We start from the raw sequence: 15,702 nt of genomic DNA, 5'->3' as shown, positions 1-15,702 counted from the left end.
AAATGAGAAAATGAAAATGAGAAAATGAAAATGAGAAAATGAAAATGAGAAAATGAAAATGAGAAAATGAAAATGAGAAAATGAAAATGAGAAAATGAAAATGAGAAAATGAAAATGAGAAAATGAAAATGAGAAAATGAAGATGGGAAAATGAAGATGGGAAAATATGGAAACATAATGTGAGAAAATGAAAAACAAAAACGTTATTCTTCTTCATTTTCAATAATATCCAATTTTCCGGTATGCGGGTCCATTAAAAATCCGTAAACATGCACATCCGCCGGGATCAGCGGGTGATTTTTAATTAAATCTGTCGTTTCCGAAACAGACACAATCGGGTTTTCAAAACCGCTCAGCCATTTGTGAATATCAATATTATCGGATTTGATGCTTTCAATTTGGTCTTGAGTAACGCCCCGCCCTTCCATTTTTTGAATCAGCTGTGATGCTTCAAGCCCTTTCATACCGCAGCCGTAATGCCCGATAACCATAATTTCCCGGACGCCGAGCTCATAAATAGCGACCAGCAAACTTCGCATGACACTGCCGTACGGATGCGTAATCATGGCGCCGGCATTGGTAATAATTTTGATGTCACCGTTTTTAAAATTCAATGCCGCCGGCAAAAGTTCCGTCAGCCGCGTGTCCATACACGAAAGCACGGCGATTCTTTTATTCGGAAATCGGGTCGTATCAAACGATTCGTATTGTTTCCCGGCAACGAATTTTTCATTATGTTCAAGTATTTCATCAATAATGTAAGACATATTTCACCCCTCTTTTGTTTGTTTTTGATTGTTTTTTTGATTATTTTTTTGATTGTTTTTTGGTTGTTTTTTGATTTTTTTTGTTTGTTTTTTGGTTGTTTTTTGGTTGTTTTTTGATTTTGTTTGTTTGTTTTTGGTTGTTGACTGCTTTTGTTTTTGATTGTTTTTATTTATGTTATTTAAATGCTTCAAGATATATTGAAAAAGTTGTTTTTGTCCGAACAGGCGGTATTGTAAAATCTGATTTCCCGTCCGCAACGGTTTTTGTCATGCCGGTCATTAATTCAGCCGCATTTTCGGAAAATCCCGCCTGCAGCAAACCGGGATACCATTCTTCATAAGGAATCGTCATCGGTGTGATTTCTTTGCCGAACAGGCCGCCGAAAAAACGCGCGATATCGGAAGGGTTGTACAATTCAGGTCCCGCTGTTTCCGTAATTTTGTTTTCCGCCCCGTTTTCCATAATATCGGCAATTAAAGCCGCCGCATCTTTTGGCGCAATCATCGGAAATGATTGCTCAGGCGGGAAATATGTCGGCAGGACACCTTCTTTTTGAGCCGTATCAGCAAACATCATCCAATTGCTGTAATAATAAGCCGGACGAATGATAAAAATTTCAATATCAGTATTATCCAACGTGTCAAGAAATTTTTCAAGCATGGCGTACAGCTGCAGCATTCCGGCCTCTTCCGACAACTGCGCTCCCATCGAAGATAAACCGACAACTCTTCTGATTCTGGAATTTTCCAAAGCGGCCCGATAATTCTCAAAGACAATTTCGGCATCCGCAATCATATTTTGTGACGTTATGTTTTCGGGCGTTAAAAGCAAAACCGTATCGCCGCCTGAAAATGCTTTTTTCAGAGATTCACCGTCAAAATAATCCGCAGCAACTGTCTCACTGCCGGAATTCGGAGGCGTTTGTCTTTTATCTTTTGTTTCCGAACTGCAATGCAAAACTCTGCGAACCGGTCTGCTCCGGCTTTCCAAAAGCCGTGAAACTTCGGAACCGACTTGACCGCCCGCGCCTAAAATAATATCCATAAAATGACACCTTAAATGATTTTTTTAATTTTGCTCTTAATTGACAAAAATGGTATATTAAACAACCTGCTGATTCAATGAAAAATAAATGACCTGCTGATTCAATGGAATATAAAAAAATAAAAATAAAAAATAAAAGAGCAGGAAACCCTAAAGCAAATCAGGTTAAAATAAAAAAGCATGCGGAAGAATAAGATTTATGAAATATTCTTCCGCTTTCAATTTCAGATCATTATTTTGCGTTTCCGGCGGACTTAATCATATCTGCCGTACATATCCGCGGCGTCCACCATCGCCATCAATTTAATCGGATCGGCAGTCACCGGGAACTCGCAGCCGGCCGCCATCACAAATCCTGACGGGGAGTTCATGCCTTCTTCAATTGTTTTTTTGCAGATTTCCAGCATTTCATCATACGTGTGCGTCAGGAAAAGCGGCGGATTAATATTGCCGCAGACAACGTCATGGTCGCCGAAGATTTCGATTTGGTCTTTAATCGGCGTTTCCGGACCGAAAATCCAGAAATATTTGCCCGACCAATTCAATTCCTTTCTCAATTTTTCATAATAAGGAAGGTTCAAATTCTGATCGGCGCACGGATGCATGAGAACGGTATAAACGCCCAAATCTTTCATGTGACCGTGCACTTTTTTCATGTACGGATACACAAATTCTTCAAACATATTCGCCGGAATCATATTATTCGATTCGGACGGGCCGCCGTCAAACGGCATGAGGTTTGCGGCACCGTATTTATCGGCAAAATAATCCAAAGCATTGATGTACATGTCACTGACTTTGTCCAGCAAAACATGAACGGCTTTCGGGTCTTCAATCAGCCACATAATAAATTCCGATGTGTCGGCAATGACTGAAGCGGCCGTAAAGTTGCTGCCGGTCTGAATGGTCACAGGCATGCCGAGTTCGAAGCAGCGGGCTGCCACTCTGTCGGCAAGTTTGTATGCGCCCGGCAATTCTTTTTCAAAATCGGGAACTTCAAGCTTGTCAATATCTTCAAGTGAAGTCACCGGATGTCTTTTCACATAAGGTGCGCCTTGTCCTTTTTCATAAGGAAAGCCGATTTCGCCGCCGAATTCCCACGCGCCGCAGGAAGCATAGCCGTACATCGGCGTCTGTTCGTAACCGTGCAGCCGCATCGATGCGAACTGCGCTTCAAAACATTTGTCGCCGTCGGCATAAAAATCGCCGAGGGAAATGCCGGTAATTTTTGTACTGTATCCCGAAACAAACGGGACAACCGGAACACGGTCAGGTTTTTGACCGGAAATGAGAGCTGCCATGCGCTCTGATGATGTCATTTTCTCTGTCATAAAATGTCCTCCGTCTAATTTCGTTTTTCATTAAAATATATATTACCAGAGATATAAAAGATTAATGAATTTAAAAAAATGAATAAAATTCTTGTTTCAGAAAAAAGTTATCCGTCAATCGAAATCAACCGATATTTCCGGCTCCCAGTCCCGGTTGTTTCGGCATCAGGCGTATTTTTACGGACTTCTCGGCTTCCGCAATGGATTCCAAAATTCGAAATGGGAGATTTTCAAATTTTTCATTTTTTGAGTATTCGTTTTAAATAAACGGCATCCAACAAGTTTACGGTTTCAAAATTGCCTTTGTAGAACACGCCGAAATTATTAAAAACACAAGGCAGTTCTTTTGCTTTTTGAAGCGTATCAACTTGAATAAAAGATACGGAAATGCCGTTCGTTTCACAATATTGTTTGACTGTCTCAATGCTTTGATAAACATAAGGGCATTGCATATCGTAATAAATTGTCAGTTCTTGATTTTCAATTTTGGCGTTTTTAGCATTCGGCGCGAACTTCGGCAGTGTTCCGTCAAAAGAAAGCGCAAGCAATTCATAACCTGTATCGGTGGTATCAACAACTTCAAAGCCGTGCTTTTTCGCAAACGATTGGTCTGTCAGCCAATTTTTTTGTTTTTTTGAGCCAAGCATGCAAACACCGGATTTGCCTTTTTCTTTGGCATCTGCCAGGCAATATTCCATCAGGGATTCGCCGTATCCTTTTCCTTTATATTCTCCGGAAGCCCATAAACAATACAAATAATAATAATTGCCGCCGATGACGGGAACCCAAGCCGTTTCAAGAGGCGCGTATTCAATAAAAACCGCGGCTTTTGCATTTAATTTTCTAAAAACATGTCCTTCATAGAGCCGGGCGGAAAGCCATTCTCGTTTTGCTTCAACACCCGGATGAGGTTTTTTACTGCGGATGATGCAGCATAAATGTTCATCCGCAAGATTTTCCGGTGTTAAATTCACAAAATTCGTATTCATGTGCATCCTCTCGTTTCAAATTAACATTTGTTGATTACGCTGCGCCGTTTATTTGAAAAACTGTATCAAGTCCGGATAAAGTATATCTTGATTTGTAATATAGCTGCTGTGATCATGACCAATCATGATTTTTAATTTTGCATTCGGTAAAGCTTCAGCCAATTGAGTGAAAGAATCCGGTTTAAAAATGTCATTATCAGCCGCAATTATCAAAGTCGGTATGTCTATGTTTCTGACATCATCAAGGTCAATATCGGGCTGCTCCAACATGAGTTTGAATAAGGGGTCTTTTGTTTCTTCATATGTGTCTTTGATATACTGATAGCTTTCTTCTGTAAAATCATCCGGTTTTAAATTGACACCAAGTAAAGCCATTTTTTCGATGACTTCATTGTGTTTTATAGCGAGCAGCAAGCCGATTATAGCACCGTCGCTAAAACCTGCCAAATTAATTTTCCCCAAGTTGAGCGCTTGTATGAAGGCATAGAAATCCTCTGCCATTGTTTCATAAGAATAATCATCTGTTTTTTGGCTTTGTCCTTGATTACGGCTGTCAACGGCATATACAGTAAAATCTGCCGCCAATTTGGCTGCCAGCTCATTAAAAATTGTATGATCTTCACCGTTTCCATGCAAAAGTAAAAGCGGTGATCCTTCGCCGGTGATTTTATAAAAAAGTGAAACACCGTTTACAGTAATATTCATTTGCTGCATCCCTTTCTTATTTTTGTTTTCTGCTTCGGATTATGTATCGTAAAAATAATTATGCAGGGGACGGGATTCGAACCCGCGGATCTCTGCAGAACAGGGTCCTAAGCCCTGCGCCTTTGACCAAGCTCGGCAACCCCTGCAATTGAACTTTAATAATTTGATACGAATAAATATAAAAATAAAATAAAAAAACGGAATAAGCGAAGTTTTTCGCTCATTCTTCTTTCGTTGTAATTTCTTCTTCCGTAAAGTAACAGGCGGGATCGTCGCCCCAAACATTTCCGGTCACGGCTTCGGCGCGGACGCGGAAGTTGCCGTTGCAGACATCCAGCCATTGGCAGCGGGCGCATTTGGGCGCATTTGCGCGCAGCAAATCTTTGCGGTCTTTGAGGCCGGCCATCAGCGGGTCGCTTGTGTCGGTCCAAATTTCGGAAAACTTCCTTTCACGAATGTTTCCGAACGTATAATGGCGCCAGAACTGGTCGGGATGAACATCGCCGTTCCAAGAAACACAGCCGATTCCGATGCCGGTGGAGTTGCCCTGGTTCATTTCCAAAAGTTCGTAAACGTCGGCGGCGCGTTCGGGATTTTCCTTTAAGAGGCGCATGTAAATGTAAGGTGCATCGCAATGATTGTCAACGGTCAGAACTTCGGCCGGGAATCCTTTGGCGTGAAGTTCGGCGGTTTTATCCATGATTAAGTCCACGACTTTTCGCGTTTCTTCGTGCGTCAGATCTTCGTCAATCATTTTGCTGCCACGGCCGGCGTAAACCAAATGATAGAAACAAATGCGCGGAATTTTTTCGCGTTCCAGGAAGTCAAAAATGGCGGGAATTTCGCCGGCATTGTGTTTATTAATCGTAAAACGAAGGCCGACTTTGATGCCTTCGGCCTGGCAATTCCTGAGACCTTCAATCGCTTCGTTAAAAGCGCCGTCGTGACATCTGAAAAGGTCATTGACTTCGGGCATGCCGTCTAAGGAAATGCCGACATAAGAAAGGCCGACTTCTTTGAGCCGGCGCGCTTTTTCTTTTGTAATCAACGTTCCGTTTGTTGAAATAACGGCACGCATGCCTTTGTCTTTTGCATATTGAGCCAATTCGACCAAATCTTCGCGCAAAAGCGGTTCGCCGCCCGAAAATAAAATAACGGGCGACCCGAATTCGGCCAAATCGTCAATCAGTGCTTTCCCCTCTTCCGTTGTAAGTTCCGTTTTGTCTTCAACCTTCGGATCAACCGCCTGAGCATAGCAGTGGACGCATCCTAAGTTGCATCTTTTTGTCATATTCCATACGACAACAGGTTTTTTGTCTTTCGAAAACTGAAGCAGATGTGACGGTAACTTTTTTGAATCGCGGTTATACCGAAGCGCGTCAGACGGCTCGACGGTTCCGCAATATAATTTAGAAATACCAATCATAGCCCTATCTTATGCAATATTCATTAAAAACCTTTCTCAAAAAAAATTGACTGCGGCGTTGAAAATTTGTAAGAACCAACTTTGTTCGGCAGGTTTACAATTTTTAAAATATCAGTTAATTCAAATTATTAGTTAATTCAAATAACAGTTAATCCAAAATAATTAAAATTTTAAGATTAAGCTGAAAAAAATTAAAAATAAAATGATTATACAAAAACGGTCAATAAAAACAGAATAAACTGAAAAAAATTAAAAATAAATGTATTCGTTGTAATTTTGAGAAATCATCAAAATTATCAGCAATCGGTAATCGGCCGCCGTCCGCGCGCGAACCGCAGAGATTTTAAAAATAAATGAAAACAGGACACTCGTTTTTTAAAAATACAAAAAAAGAAAAAAAAAGAATGATTTTAAATTAAAAATTTAAAATCAGTAAACGGCCAGTTCATTCATGACATCTGTCTTGGACAGAATGCCTTTCGGGATGCCGTCAACGGTCACAACAAGCTGACCGATGTTGTATTTGTGGAACAGGCGAACAACATCATAAAGCTGCATTTCGCCGTCGACTGTTATGAGTTCTTTTGTCATGACGTCTTTGGCTTTGACATCCAGCTTGTTCATTGCAACAGCTTTTGTCACGTCGGTTGTGGTGATGACGCCGACAATCTTGCCGTTGTCTTCAACAGCGGCGCCGTGAAGGTTTTTGGCAATGAAGTGGCGGGAAACTTCCTGAAGATCAAGGCCGCTGTTCACGGCAAGCGTGAGCGGTTTCATGTAGAATTTGACATTCTTTTTCGGAAGGGAAACCATTTCCGTAATGTTGATTAAAATCAAATTGTTGCTGTCGTCGCGGCCGTAAACTTCACCGCGGACGGTGAGGCGGTTAACGGGTGTCGGGCCGACCTGGATTGTGTCGCCGGCATTGAAATCTTTAATGTTTCCGATGATTTTCACAACGCCTTTGCATTTTTCAGGATTGCGGACGGTTGTGAATGAAATTTCGGCGGTGGTTGTGTTGTTGATTGCGGTTCCGTTGCGGTAAACGGGAACAATCATTTCTTCGTCCATAACTTCAATGTCAAGCGCCTGATAAGCTTCGCCGGTCGGACGGTAACCGCCTTTCGGACCGGGAACGCCTTCGACAAGACCGAGCGCTTTTAAAAGCTGCATCTGGTTTCGGATCGTGCCGGGATTTCTGTGAATTAAATCGGCAATTTCCTCGCCTTTGACGGCGGATTCTTTCTGGCGCTGCAAATTAACTAAAGCTGTTAAAATATCCTTTTGAATTGCTGTTAAATCCATGAATATCACTCAAAACCCAATAAAATGAGATAAACATACACAAAATTATACAATTAAATCATACAATTAAGTAATACATAATCAAATATGTAAATTACATTTAGGACATTTATCTATATAAATTCATTTTAAACGGTTTACAATTAATTCAAAAATGAACATAAAAACTGAGGCCGATTTTATTTTCCAGAGAATATATCTTCCGGTTTGTTGATATAAATCTGAGATTCATTCTTAAATGTCATTAAAAATAAAATTTGAAAACAGTTTGATTAAAGATTTGGTTTTAAACTATATTTAAAGATCAATTTAAAGATCAATTTAAAGACCAATTTAAAGACAAATTTAAAGACAAATTTAAAGACAAATTTAAAGATTTGAAAAGCGAATGACTAAATCAAATAAGAAAGCTTATCTACTTCATTTATCTATGTAGCGTTTCTAAAAAGATTTCAGGTTATTATTATGATTTTTGAAAAAATTAAAACTATTCCGACATCGGAAGAGCTTTTGGATAAAGCTTTCAGCCGTTCGGTCAGAACGATGGCCGGAAAAACCATTGACGGGCCGACATCGCGCTGTGAGGCAAACGAAGCGATGCTTTTGACTGCCGCGAATATTTTATCGGACAATTTGGGAAGCATTAACAAAATGTTTCCGAGTTTTGATCAGATTCCGCCGTTTTATTACGATTTAACAGATATTTTAATCGGCGTCGACGATCTTAAAAAAGCTTTAAACAATGTCAAATGGGCGTCTGAAAAAATTCACACGATGTCCCGCGAATATATCGGAAAAATCCGCGGCAACAAAACGCCCGATGTTCCGAGAAAAGAAGCTTTCGGCCGTATGAGTTCAATCATTGAATCCATCAGCAAAGATCTTCTGCTCCTCGGCGAAGCCCGAAATGTTCTCAGAAAACTGCCCGACGTCCGCGAAGAGCCGACGATTATTGTCGCCGGATATCCGAATGTCGGCAAATCCAGTTTTGTTAAAGCCGTCACAAATGCAACGCCCGAAGTGGCTTCTTATCCGTTTACAACAAAAGGCATTCTGATCGGCCATATGGAAAAAGACAACATCCGCTACCAAATTATTGACACGCCCGGACTTTTAGATCGTCCGATGTCAGAAAGAAACGAAATCGAACTTCAGGCCATCACCGCTTTGCGCCGTTTGGATGCGATTGTCCTCATTCTGATTGACCCGAGCGAAAGCTGCGGTTACGACATTGACGCTCAGCTGAAACTGGCGCACGAAATTCAGGAACAGTTTGCGATTCCGTCAATAATTGCCGCCAATAAATCCGACCGCGATGAATTTAAGAAACCCGGTGAAATTGAATTTATAATTTCAACAGTGACCGGCGAGGGCATTGATGCTCTGGTTGAAAAATTGATCAGTATGCTTCCAAAACCCGAGCCGAAATTTGATGAAATGCCGCCGATTCTAGACGGATTTTAATTTAATTTCATATTTCAATTTTCTTTTTTTTGGTTTTTTTTGTTTGATTTTTTTTCGTTTAATTTTTTCATTACCCTGTTTTTATTTTTGGCATTTTCAATTTTTTTGTATTCTCATTTTTTTGTATTCTCATTTTTTTGTATTCTCATTTTTTTGTATTCTCAATCAAAAAACGCATTTCAAAAAAATCATATATAAACCCGCTGAATTTGAAAATTTCATAAAAGATATATACTGTTGATGATTCATTGCATTATATAGAATTACAAGAATTTTAGAGGGAAATCCATGATTATTCAAGCCAAAGAGTATGTTTCAACAGGTTTTGATTCCGATGATGCTAAAATTATTTCAAATTTAACTGACAATTTACTTCAGAAAGGAGAATCTGTTACAATTGATTTTACCGGCATTGATCTTTTTTGCACTTATTTTTTCAGGCTGGCTTTGGTTTATCGTTTTGAAACAATGAGCAAAAACGAATATGATGAAAAAATCAAAGTTGTCGGGTTAAATAAACCGGGAAAAGCTGCTTATCAAACAGCTTATGACGGAGCTGTCAGTTATTATCGCTTAACGCCGGAATTGAGACGGGAGCTTGATATGGAAATTGCCGAATTAATTGAAGAGTATCTTTAACCAATCTGTTTTTAATCAATCTTAAAACTAAAAGTGATAAAATGATTTATTCAATTCAAACAGCGGTAGCTATCGACCCATCAGAAGAATTCTATGTTGATTCCAATATTCTTTATGCGCTTTACTCTGAAAATTTGAAACAGACTCAAAATGAAGAAAAATATAACGCATATCTTCATTTTGTTTTTAAATTAATGAAAAATAAAAATCCGTTGTATGTATCTTCTTTAAATTTGCAGGAAGTTTTTCATGTCATTGAAAAAGCAGAATTCAGAGATTATTGCAAACAAAATCATACCAAAATTAAATGGAAAATGTATCGAAAAAACAAAACCGAACGAAAAAAAGTCAAAAACAAATTGCTGAATACACTTCATCAAATCAATTCAGTCTATGAAATTACTGAAGATTCAATACTTTGTTCAGATATTCATCAATTTGTCAATACTTTTGAAAAACATCAATTTGATCCGATTGATTTCCTGACCGTTAATCCGAAATGTTTTTTGGCAGGTAATTGTAAAAAGAATTTCAATTATATAACGGACGACTCAGATTTTAAAAACAATATTCAATTTCAATCATCTGTTTTTATGAATATCTACTCATATGAAAAAAATGAAAATTAACAAAAACAAGTACAACAGCAAAAAATAAAATTTATTTTGAATCAAAAATGCATTTCAAAAAATCATATATAAACCCGCTGAATTTGAAAATTTCATAAAAGATATATACTGTTGATGATTCATTGCATTATATAGAATTACAAGAATTTTAGAGGGAAATCCATGATTATTCAAGCCAAAGAGTATGTTTCAACCGGTTTTGGTCCTGAAGATGCCAAAACGATTTCAAATTTGATTGACAATTCACTTCTAAAAGAAGAATCTGTTACAATTGATTTTACTGACATTGATTTTTTTTGCACGTATTTTTTTAAAAAAGCTTTTACGTTTCGGCTTGATCTGATGTCTCAGGAAGAATACAATTCCAAAATAAAAGTCATCGGTTTAAGCAAAGTCGGAGAAGCGGCTTACAGTTTGGCTTATGATAATTCAGTTGATTATTACAGTATACCGCCTGAAATGAGACAGGCAAGAGATGAAGAAATTGCCGAATTAGTTGAAGAATTAATTTATTAATTTAAAATTCATTTTTGGAGAATTGAAATGATATTTGATATTTCATCAGCGGTAGCTATCGATCCGTCAGAAGATTTTTTTGTTGACACGAATGTTTTGTATATTGTATATTTTGAAAAATCAGAAAAAACTGAAATCAGTAAAAAAATTGATGCTTATACTGAATTCCTCCAAAAATTGAAACAAAACGGCAATAAATTGTATATTTCTTCTTTAAATTTACAGGAAGTATTGCATGTTATTGAAAAAGAAGAATACAAGGACTATTGCCGACAAAAACGTTTAAGAATTAAATGGAAAACATACCGAAAAAATATCTTGGAACGGCAAAGAATAAAGAAAAAATTGCTTAATGCCGTACAGCAAATTAATTTTAATTTTTCAATTACAGAAGATTCTGTTTTTTGTTTAAATATACTGCAATTTGTTCAAACATTTGAGAAACATCAACTTGATCCGATTGATTTTTTGGTGGTTTATCCGAAATGTCTTACGGCAAACAAATCAAACAAAAATTTCAATTATATCACAGACGATTCGGATTTTAAAAACGATAGCCGGTTTCAATCATCTGTTTTTATGAATATCTACACATATGAAAAAAATGAAAATGAAGAAAAGCAAACAGGATAAGAAAGTAACAAAATAACAAAAAACAAAAACGGGACAGCAAAAATAAAACCGAAAATGAAGAAAAGCAAAAATTAAATTAAAAATAAAAACAGAAATGAAAACAAAAATAAAAACAGAAGAGCTCTTAAAGAACTCTCCCCATAACTTCCAGCGCTTTTTCGATATCTGCCATAGACGCGGCATAAGAAATGCGGATGTGATCCGCGCCGTTTTCGCCGAATGCCGTTCCGGGCGTGACGACAACATCATTTTTCAGAAGATTTGCGGCGGCTTCGTCGCAGTTTTTAACTTCGGGAAACGCATAAAACGCGCCTTGCGGCGTAACGCAGTTGATTCCGATTTCATGTAAGCCTTTGATGAGAAAATCGCGTCTCTTTCTGAATTCGTTTCGCATAATTGTAACGGATTCTTGCGGGCCGGTGATGGCTTCAAGAGCTGCTTTTTGGCCGATTGAGCTGGCGCAGGCCTGCAGATACTGATGCACTTTCAAAATCTGTCCGACATATTCACCTTTGGCGGCCAAATAACCGACGCGCCATCCGGTCATGGAATAACTTTTGGAAAAAGCGTTGACGGTGACAACGTTGTCGGAGAATTGCGCGGGGCTTGTGTGCGTTCCTTCGTAAATGAAGTATTCGTAAACTTCATCGGAAATGAGCGTGATGTTTTTGTCGTCGGCAATTTCGGCAAGTGCTTTGATATCTTCTTTGGAAGAGACGGCGCCGGTCGGGTTTCCGGGAGAATTGAGAATCAGCGCTTTGGTTTTCGGCGTGATTTTTTCAAGAACGTCATTCGGGTCAACCGTCAAATCATCTTTCATTTTGACACTGACATCTTTGCCGTTGAGCATGTTGACAATGGATTTATAAGCCAGAAATCCGGGATTCGGAATCAGCACTTCATCGCCGGGGCTGACCAATGCCGCCGTTGTAATGTAAAGCGCTTCGGAAGCGCCGGATGTAACCATTACCTGGTCGGGCGTCACTTCAAATCCGTTTTCGCGCTTGAATTTGTCGCTGATTGCGTTTCTGAGCTCGGGAATGCCGAGACCTGCGGTGTAGCCGGTAAATCCTTCTTCGATGGCTTTGATGGCTGCGATTTTGATGTTGTCGGGCGTGTCAAAATCCGGCTGTCCGATGCCTAAGTTAACGGCATTCGGGCCGGCAGCTTCAAAGAGCTTGCGGATGCCCGAAATGTTGATGCTTGAAACGCCTTGTGAAAATTGAATATCAGACATAATTTTTCCCCGGTGAGATGAGTTTTTTAATAATTTTCAAAAATTTAAAAACGATTTAATTATTCAGTATTTGCATGCCTTGCTTTCATTTCGTCTTCGGTCACGCCTGTTAATTCAATCAATTGCATGATCACAGAGTCCAAAAAGACAAGCGCCAGAATTTCAAACGACGTTCCCATCGGTGTTTTCGACGCGGAATTTCCGGAATTATCGGATTTTTCGGAGTCGGCCGATTCGTCTTCTTTAGATTTGGCGGGCAGCACGACATTTAATGCCGGCAGCTCTTTTAATTCGGACCTGTCTTTTGAAGTAACCGCGACAACCGCTGCGCCGACACGCTTGCATTTTTTGGCGACTTCAACGACATATTTTGTGTTGCCGGATCCTGAGATTGCAACCAGCACATCGCCGCTTGAAACGGCGGGCGTGACGGTTTCGCTGATCACATAGGCTTTGAATCCCATATGCATGAGACGCATTGCAAAAGCGCGGCCGACAAGGCCCGAACGACCGGCACCGACAACAAAAACAGAATTTCCTTTTTCTTTGGCCGTTAAAAGCGCCGCCAGCATATCATAAATATCATTTCTGGAGACCGCTTTGGCCGTGTCTTTAATTTGATCCGCTAAAAGATTCATCGTTTGAATGACAATTTCCGTTGATGCCGTTTCAGCATCTTTCTGACAGCCGCATGATGACATAAATACTCCACTCCCGACTTTCCGATTTCCTAAAGTTAAATAAATTAATAAATTAATAAATTAATATCGTCTTAATTTCAATCTCATATAAAAGAACCGCTTTGGGATGAAAATAAAAATGAAAAATAAAAAACTGACAAAAAAATCAAAAAAATTGCCGAAAAACTGGACAAAACCCGCCGGCAAAAGAAAAAGAAGAGTGCGAATAACGCGAGTAGCGCGATTAAAGCGATTCAAATGATTCAGCCGTCACCTTTCTGCTCCTTTTTCGCATCCGTCCAAGTTCAAAAAAATCAGCAATCGGCATTTTTAATGCTCGGAAACGACCTTTCAAACAAAGAGCTGCCGAAAGAATTCAAAATCGAAGCTGATGAATTAACGGTAAGCACAAATGTTTCGGTTAAAATCAGAAAATGAAATTAAACGAAATTAATTAAAATTAATTCAATTAATTTGAATCAATTAATATTTGAAAAGTTTATAATAATATGACACTAAAAATGATAATTAAAAATCGGGTTTGTTTTTCAATTCTTTTTAAAAGTATGTGCGGCTCGCGCGGGCGAACGCGGCAACAGCAACGGCGGCAACAGCAACAGCGGTGGCGACAGCAGCAGATAAGCCGGCAAGTCTGCAACTGTATTATTACAGAACAGTAAGGTAGCGGCAGTAACAGAAACGGTTAGGTAATCTGTGCCCACGCTCGCGTAGCGAGCGGATGTGCTAAAAATGAGATGATACATATGGAAATGCTGTCTCACTGCAGCAGTCGGCGCCGGCTGATGCAACCGGCATTAACTGATTCAAATAGCATTGGCTGACGCAATCAGCATCACATACACATGCATTCGAATATAAATGACGATAAACTAAACGGTGCTGATAAAAGATTGATACTGAAACAAACGATGCCGGAATAAATAATATTGAAAATAAACTGATGCTGAAATAAACTGATGCTGAAATAAACTGATACTGAACACAGTTGTCACTGAATCTAAATAGAAGAAGAAATAAACAAAAACAAAACAGATATCTTTTGAATATTTTAAAGAGAGGAGACAAAGAATGAATAAAGTATTAGTCGTTATTGATTCTCAAAACGATTTCATAGACGGCGCGCTGGGAACCGCCGAAGCCCGGGCCGCCGTTTCGAAAATCGTTGACAAAATTTACGCCGAAGGCGATAAAGGGACTGAAATTTTCACAACCCAAGACACACATTATGCTGATTACCTGAACACGCAGGAAGGCCGCAGCCTTCCGATTGAACACACAATTGACGGCACCTACGGTCACGAATTAAACAGCCAAATAAAGACTGCCGTGACAAAATACGGCGCCAAAAATTTTAAAAAAGAAACATTCGGCAGCGTCGAGCTGGCGCAGTATCTGCAGGCGCAGAACCGTGAAAATCCGATTGACGAAATCGAACTCATCGGCCTGGACACCGATATCTGCGTGATTTCTAATGCTTTGCTGTTCAAAGCCTTCCTGCCGGAAACAATCATCAAAGTTGATGCGGCTTGCTGCGCAGGCGTGACGCCCGAAAGCCATGAAAGAGCGCTCCAATCAATGGAAGTCTGTCAAATAATTGTGATTAGATGACTACAAACGATTGCGTAATTAATTGTATAATTATTTTTTAAAAAGATAATAAATAAATTTTATTATTTTTTCGATTATTTCCGCCCGTTTTCATTTATTTTTGTTTTTCATAAGTGTAAATATTCATAAAAGCCGAAGATTGGAATCGATTATCGGTTTTAAAATCCGAATCGTCTGTAATGTAATTAAATATTTCTCCGGATTGATTTGCTGAAATGTATTTTGAATAAGTGACTAAAAAATCAATCGGATCGAGACGATGTTCTTCAAAGGATTGAACGAATTGAAAAAGATCAGAGTAAAAAACAGAATCTTCGGCAATGATATAATTTGAATTAATTTGCTGCATTGCATTAAGCAATTTATTTCTGACTTTTTGCCGTTCAAAGATATTTTTCCGATATGTTTTCCAATTTATTCTCAGCCGATTTTGACGACAAAAATCTCGATATTCTTCTTTTTCAATAACATGTAAAACTTCTTGCAGATTTAAAGAAGAAATGTATAATTTGTTCCCGTTTTGCTGTAATTTCAAAAGAAAATCTGTATAAGCTTCAATTCTTTCATCATTTTCATTTATTTCCAATTTTTTAAAATATACAGAATACAAAACATTTGTGTCAACAAAAAAAACATCCGATAAATCAATAGCTTCCGCTGACTGAATATTAAATATCATTCATATCCCTCAATTTTTTCTGAATTGA

General features: G+C 38.8%; 18 protein-coding genes and 1 tRNA gene. 7 read left to right on the top strand and 12 right to left on the bottom strand.

Annotated elements, in window-relative coordinates; translation table 11 throughout:
* Positions 1–203 precede the first annotated feature (203 nt).
* The 8 genes from MmiAt1_RS09270 to MmiAt1_RS09235 form a co-directional block, all read right to left on the bottom strand.
* Entirely contained in the window at positions 204–767 is a 564-nt protein-coding gene (locus MmiAt1_RS09270) for a beta-class carbonic anhydrase (protein WP_318786597.1), read from the bottom strand.
* 175 nt (positions 768–942) lie between these two features.
* Positions 943–1,812 (bottom strand): NmrA family NAD(P)-binding protein, encoded by an 870-nt coding sequence (locus MmiAt1_RS09265; protein WP_318786596.1) that lies wholly within the window; start codon positions 1,810–1,812, stop codon positions 943–945.
* A 254-nt stretch (positions 1,813–2,066) separates the two neighbouring features.
* Complete coding sequence (locus tag MmiAt1_RS09260; RefSeq protein WP_318786595.1) at positions 2,067–3,143, bottom strand: uroporphyrinogen decarboxylase family protein; 1,077 nt, start codon at positions 3,141–3,143, stop codon at positions 2,067–2,069.
* A gap of 239 nt (positions 3,144–3,382) precedes the next feature.
* Entirely contained in the window at positions 3,383–4,132 is a 750-nt protein-coding gene (locus tag MmiAt1_RS09255) for a GNAT family N-acetyltransferase (RefSeq protein ID WP_318786594.1), read from the bottom strand.
* A 48-nt stretch (positions 4,133–4,180) separates the two neighbouring features.
* Positions 4,181–4,837, bottom strand: coding sequence for an alpha/beta fold hydrolase (locus MmiAt1_RS09250; RefSeq protein ID WP_318786593.1), 657 nt, complete (start codon positions 4,835–4,837; stop codon positions 4,181–4,183).
* A gap of 61 nt (positions 4,838–4,898) precedes the next feature.
* Positions 4,899–4,983: transfer RNA gene (locus MmiAt1_RS09245), tRNA-Leu, on the bottom strand.
* 74 nt (positions 4,984–5,057) lie between these two features.
* Positions 5,058–6,263 (bottom strand): 12,18-didecarboxysiroheme deacetylase, encoded by a 1,206-nt coding sequence (gene ahbC / locus MmiAt1_RS09240; RefSeq protein ID WP_318786592.1) that lies wholly within the window; start codon positions 6,261–6,263, stop codon positions 5,058–5,060.
* A gap of 429 nt (positions 6,264–6,692) precedes the next feature.
* Positions 6,693–7,568, bottom strand: a complete 876-nt coding sequence (locus tag MmiAt1_RS09235) for a CBS domain-containing protein (protein ID WP_318786591.1) — start codon at positions 7,566–7,568, stop codon at positions 6,693–6,695.
* A gap of 465 nt (positions 7,569–8,033) precedes the next feature.
* On the opposite strand from MmiAt1_RS09235, the gene MmiAt1_RS09230 reads away from it, so the two are divergent.
* From MmiAt1_RS09230 to MmiAt1_RS09210, 5 genes are all read left to right on the top strand, one after another.
* Positions 8,034–9,032 (top strand): NOG1 family protein, encoded by a 999-nt coding sequence (locus MmiAt1_RS09230; protein WP_318786590.1) that lies wholly within the window; start codon positions 8,034–8,036, stop codon positions 9,030–9,032.
* Positions 9,033–9,320: 288 nt separating this feature from the next.
* Positions 9,321–9,671 (top strand): STAS-like domain-containing protein, encoded by a 351-nt coding sequence (locus MmiAt1_RS09225; protein WP_318786589.1) that lies wholly within the window; start codon positions 9,321–9,323, stop codon positions 9,669–9,671.
* A 41-nt stretch (positions 9,672–9,712) separates the two neighbouring features.
* Positions 9,713–10,300 (top strand): hypothetical protein, encoded by a 588-nt coding sequence (locus MmiAt1_RS09220; RefSeq protein WP_318786588.1) that lies wholly within the window; start codon positions 9,713–9,715, stop codon positions 10,298–10,300.
* Between the two features lie 162 nt (positions 10,301–10,462).
* The gene (locus tag MmiAt1_RS09215; protein WP_318786587.1) at positions 10,463–10,816 is read left to right on the top strand and encodes an STAS-like domain-containing protein; all 354 of its coding nucleotides are present in this window, start codon (positions 10,463–10,465) and stop codon (positions 10,814–10,816) included.
* Positions 10,817–10,843: 27 nt separating this feature from the next.
* Positions 10,844–11,449 carry a PIN domain-containing protein gene (locus MmiAt1_RS09210; RefSeq protein ID WP_318786586.1) on the top strand — a complete coding sequence of 202 codons (606 nt, stop codon included), beginning with the start codon at positions 10,844–10,846 and terminating at the stop codon, positions 11,447–11,449.
* A 124-nt stretch (positions 11,450–11,573) separates the two neighbouring features.
* On the opposite strand, the gene MmiAt1_RS09205 is transcribed toward MmiAt1_RS09210, so the two are convergent.
* Both MmiAt1_RS09205 and hxlB read right to left on the bottom strand, forming a co-directional pair.
* Entirely contained in the window at positions 11,574–12,686 is a 1,113-nt protein-coding gene (locus MmiAt1_RS09205; protein WP_318786585.1) for a pyridoxal phosphate-dependent aminotransferase, read from the bottom strand.
* Between the two features lie 59 nt (positions 12,687–12,745).
* Complete coding sequence (gene hxlB / locus MmiAt1_RS09200; protein ID WP_318786584.1) at positions 12,746–13,387, bottom strand: 6-phospho-3-hexuloisomerase; 642 nt, start codon at positions 13,385–13,387, stop codon at positions 12,746–12,748.
* 237 nt (positions 13,388–13,624) lie between these two features.
* Here hxlB and MmiAt1_RS09195 point away from each other — a divergent pair, with 237 nt between their 5' ends.
* Entirely contained in the window at positions 13,625–13,804 is a 180-nt protein-coding gene (locus MmiAt1_RS09195; RefSeq protein ID WP_318786583.1) for a hypothetical protein, read from the top strand.
* A gap of 110 nt (positions 13,805–13,914) precedes the next feature.
* On the opposite strand, the gene MmiAt1_RS09190 is transcribed toward MmiAt1_RS09195, so the two are convergent.
* Positions 13,915–14,130, bottom strand: coding sequence for a hypothetical protein (locus MmiAt1_RS09190; protein WP_318786582.1), 216 nt, complete (start codon positions 14,128–14,130; stop codon positions 13,915–13,917).
* A 325-nt stretch (positions 14,131–14,455) separates the two neighbouring features.
* Here MmiAt1_RS09190 and MmiAt1_RS09185 point away from each other — a divergent pair, with 325 nt between their 5' ends.
* Positions 14,456–14,995 (top strand): cysteine hydrolase family protein, encoded by a 540-nt coding sequence (locus tag MmiAt1_RS09185; protein ID WP_318786581.1) that lies wholly within the window; start codon positions 14,456–14,458, stop codon positions 14,993–14,995.
* Positions 14,996–15,089: 94 nt separating this feature from the next.
* Here the strand turns inward: MmiAt1_RS09185 and MmiAt1_RS09180 are convergent, their stop codons facing one another.
* On the bottom strand, positions 15,090–15,674 hold the full coding sequence (locus tag MmiAt1_RS09180) for a hypothetical protein (protein WP_318786580.1): 585 nt from the start codon (positions 15,672–15,674) through the stop codon (positions 15,090–15,092).
* Between the last annotated feature and the right edge of the window lie 28 nt (positions 15,675–15,702).

The sequence above is a fragment of the Methanimicrococcus hacksteinii genome, from assembly GCF_032714515.1.
Lineage (GTDB): Archaea > Halobacteriota > Methanosarcinia > Methanosarcinales > Methanosarcinaceae > Methanimicrococcus > Methanimicrococcus hacksteinii.
Note: the sequence above shows the minus strand (reverse complement) of the source record. Positions and strands in the feature narration are given on the sequence as shown.

Bases quoted from the DNA above. Each gene is read 5' to 3' on its own strand.
- MmiAt1_RS09270 (WP_318786597.1), bottom strand. From the start codon at position 767: ATGTCTTACATTATTGATGAAATACTTGAACATAATGAAAAATTCGTT.
- MmiAt1_RS09265 (WP_318786596.1), bottom strand. From the start codon at position 1,812: ATGGATATTATTTTAGGCGCGGGCGGTCAAGTCGGTTCCGAAGTTTCA.
- MmiAt1_RS09260 (WP_318786595.1), bottom strand. From the start codon at position 3,143: ATGACAGAGAAAATGACATCATCAGAGCGCATGGCAGCTCTCATTTCC.
- MmiAt1_RS09255 (WP_318786594.1), bottom strand. From the start codon at position 4,132: ATGAATACGAATTTTGTGAATTTAACACCGGAAAATCTTGCGGATGAA.
- MmiAt1_RS09250 (WP_318786593.1), bottom strand. From the start codon at position 4,837: ATGAATATTACTGTAAACGGTGTTTCACTTTTTTATAAAATCACCGGC.
- ahbC (WP_318786592.1), bottom strand. From the start codon at position 6,263: ATGATTGGTATTTCTAAATTATATTGCGGAACCGTCGAGCCGTCTGAC.
- MmiAt1_RS09235 (WP_318786591.1), bottom strand. From the start codon at position 7,568: ATGGATTTAACAGCAATTCAAAAGGATATTTTAACAGCTTTAGTTAAT.
- MmiAt1_RS09230 (WP_318786590.1), top strand. From the start codon at position 8,034: ATGATTTTTGAAAAAATTAAAACTATTCCGACATCGGAAGAGCTTTTG.
- MmiAt1_RS09225 (WP_318786589.1), top strand. From the start codon at position 9,321: ATGATTATTCAAGCCAAAGAGTATGTTTCAACAGGTTTTGATTCCGAT.
- MmiAt1_RS09220 (WP_318786588.1), top strand. From the start codon at position 9,713: ATGATTTATTCAATTCAAACAGCGGTAGCTATCGACCCATCAGAAGAA.
- MmiAt1_RS09215 (WP_318786587.1), top strand. From the start codon at position 10,463: ATGATTATTCAAGCCAAAGAGTATGTTTCAACCGGTTTTGGTCCTGAA.
- MmiAt1_RS09210 (WP_318786586.1), top strand. From the start codon at position 10,844: ATGATATTTGATATTTCATCAGCGGTAGCTATCGATCCGTCAGAAGAT.
- MmiAt1_RS09205 (WP_318786585.1), bottom strand. From the start codon at position 12,686: ATGTCTGATATTCAATTTTCACAAGGCGTTTCAAGCATCAACATTTCG.
- hxlB (WP_318786584.1), bottom strand. From the start codon at position 13,387: ATGTCATCATGCGGCTGTCAGAAAGATGCTGAAACGGCATCAACGGAA.
- MmiAt1_RS09195 (WP_318786583.1), top strand. From the start codon at position 13,625: ATGATTCAGCCGTCACCTTTCTGCTCCTTTTTCGCATCCGTCCAAGTT.
- MmiAt1_RS09190 (WP_318786582.1), bottom strand. From the start codon at position 14,130: ATGTATCATCTCATTTTTAGCACATCCGCTCGCTACGCGAGCGTGGGC.
- MmiAt1_RS09185 (WP_318786581.1), top strand. From the start codon at position 14,456: ATGAATAAAGTATTAGTCGTTATTGATTCTCAAAACGATTTCATAGAC.
- MmiAt1_RS09180 (WP_318786580.1), bottom strand. From the start codon at position 15,674: ATGATATTTAATATTCAGTCAGCGGAAGCTATTGATTTATCGGATGTT.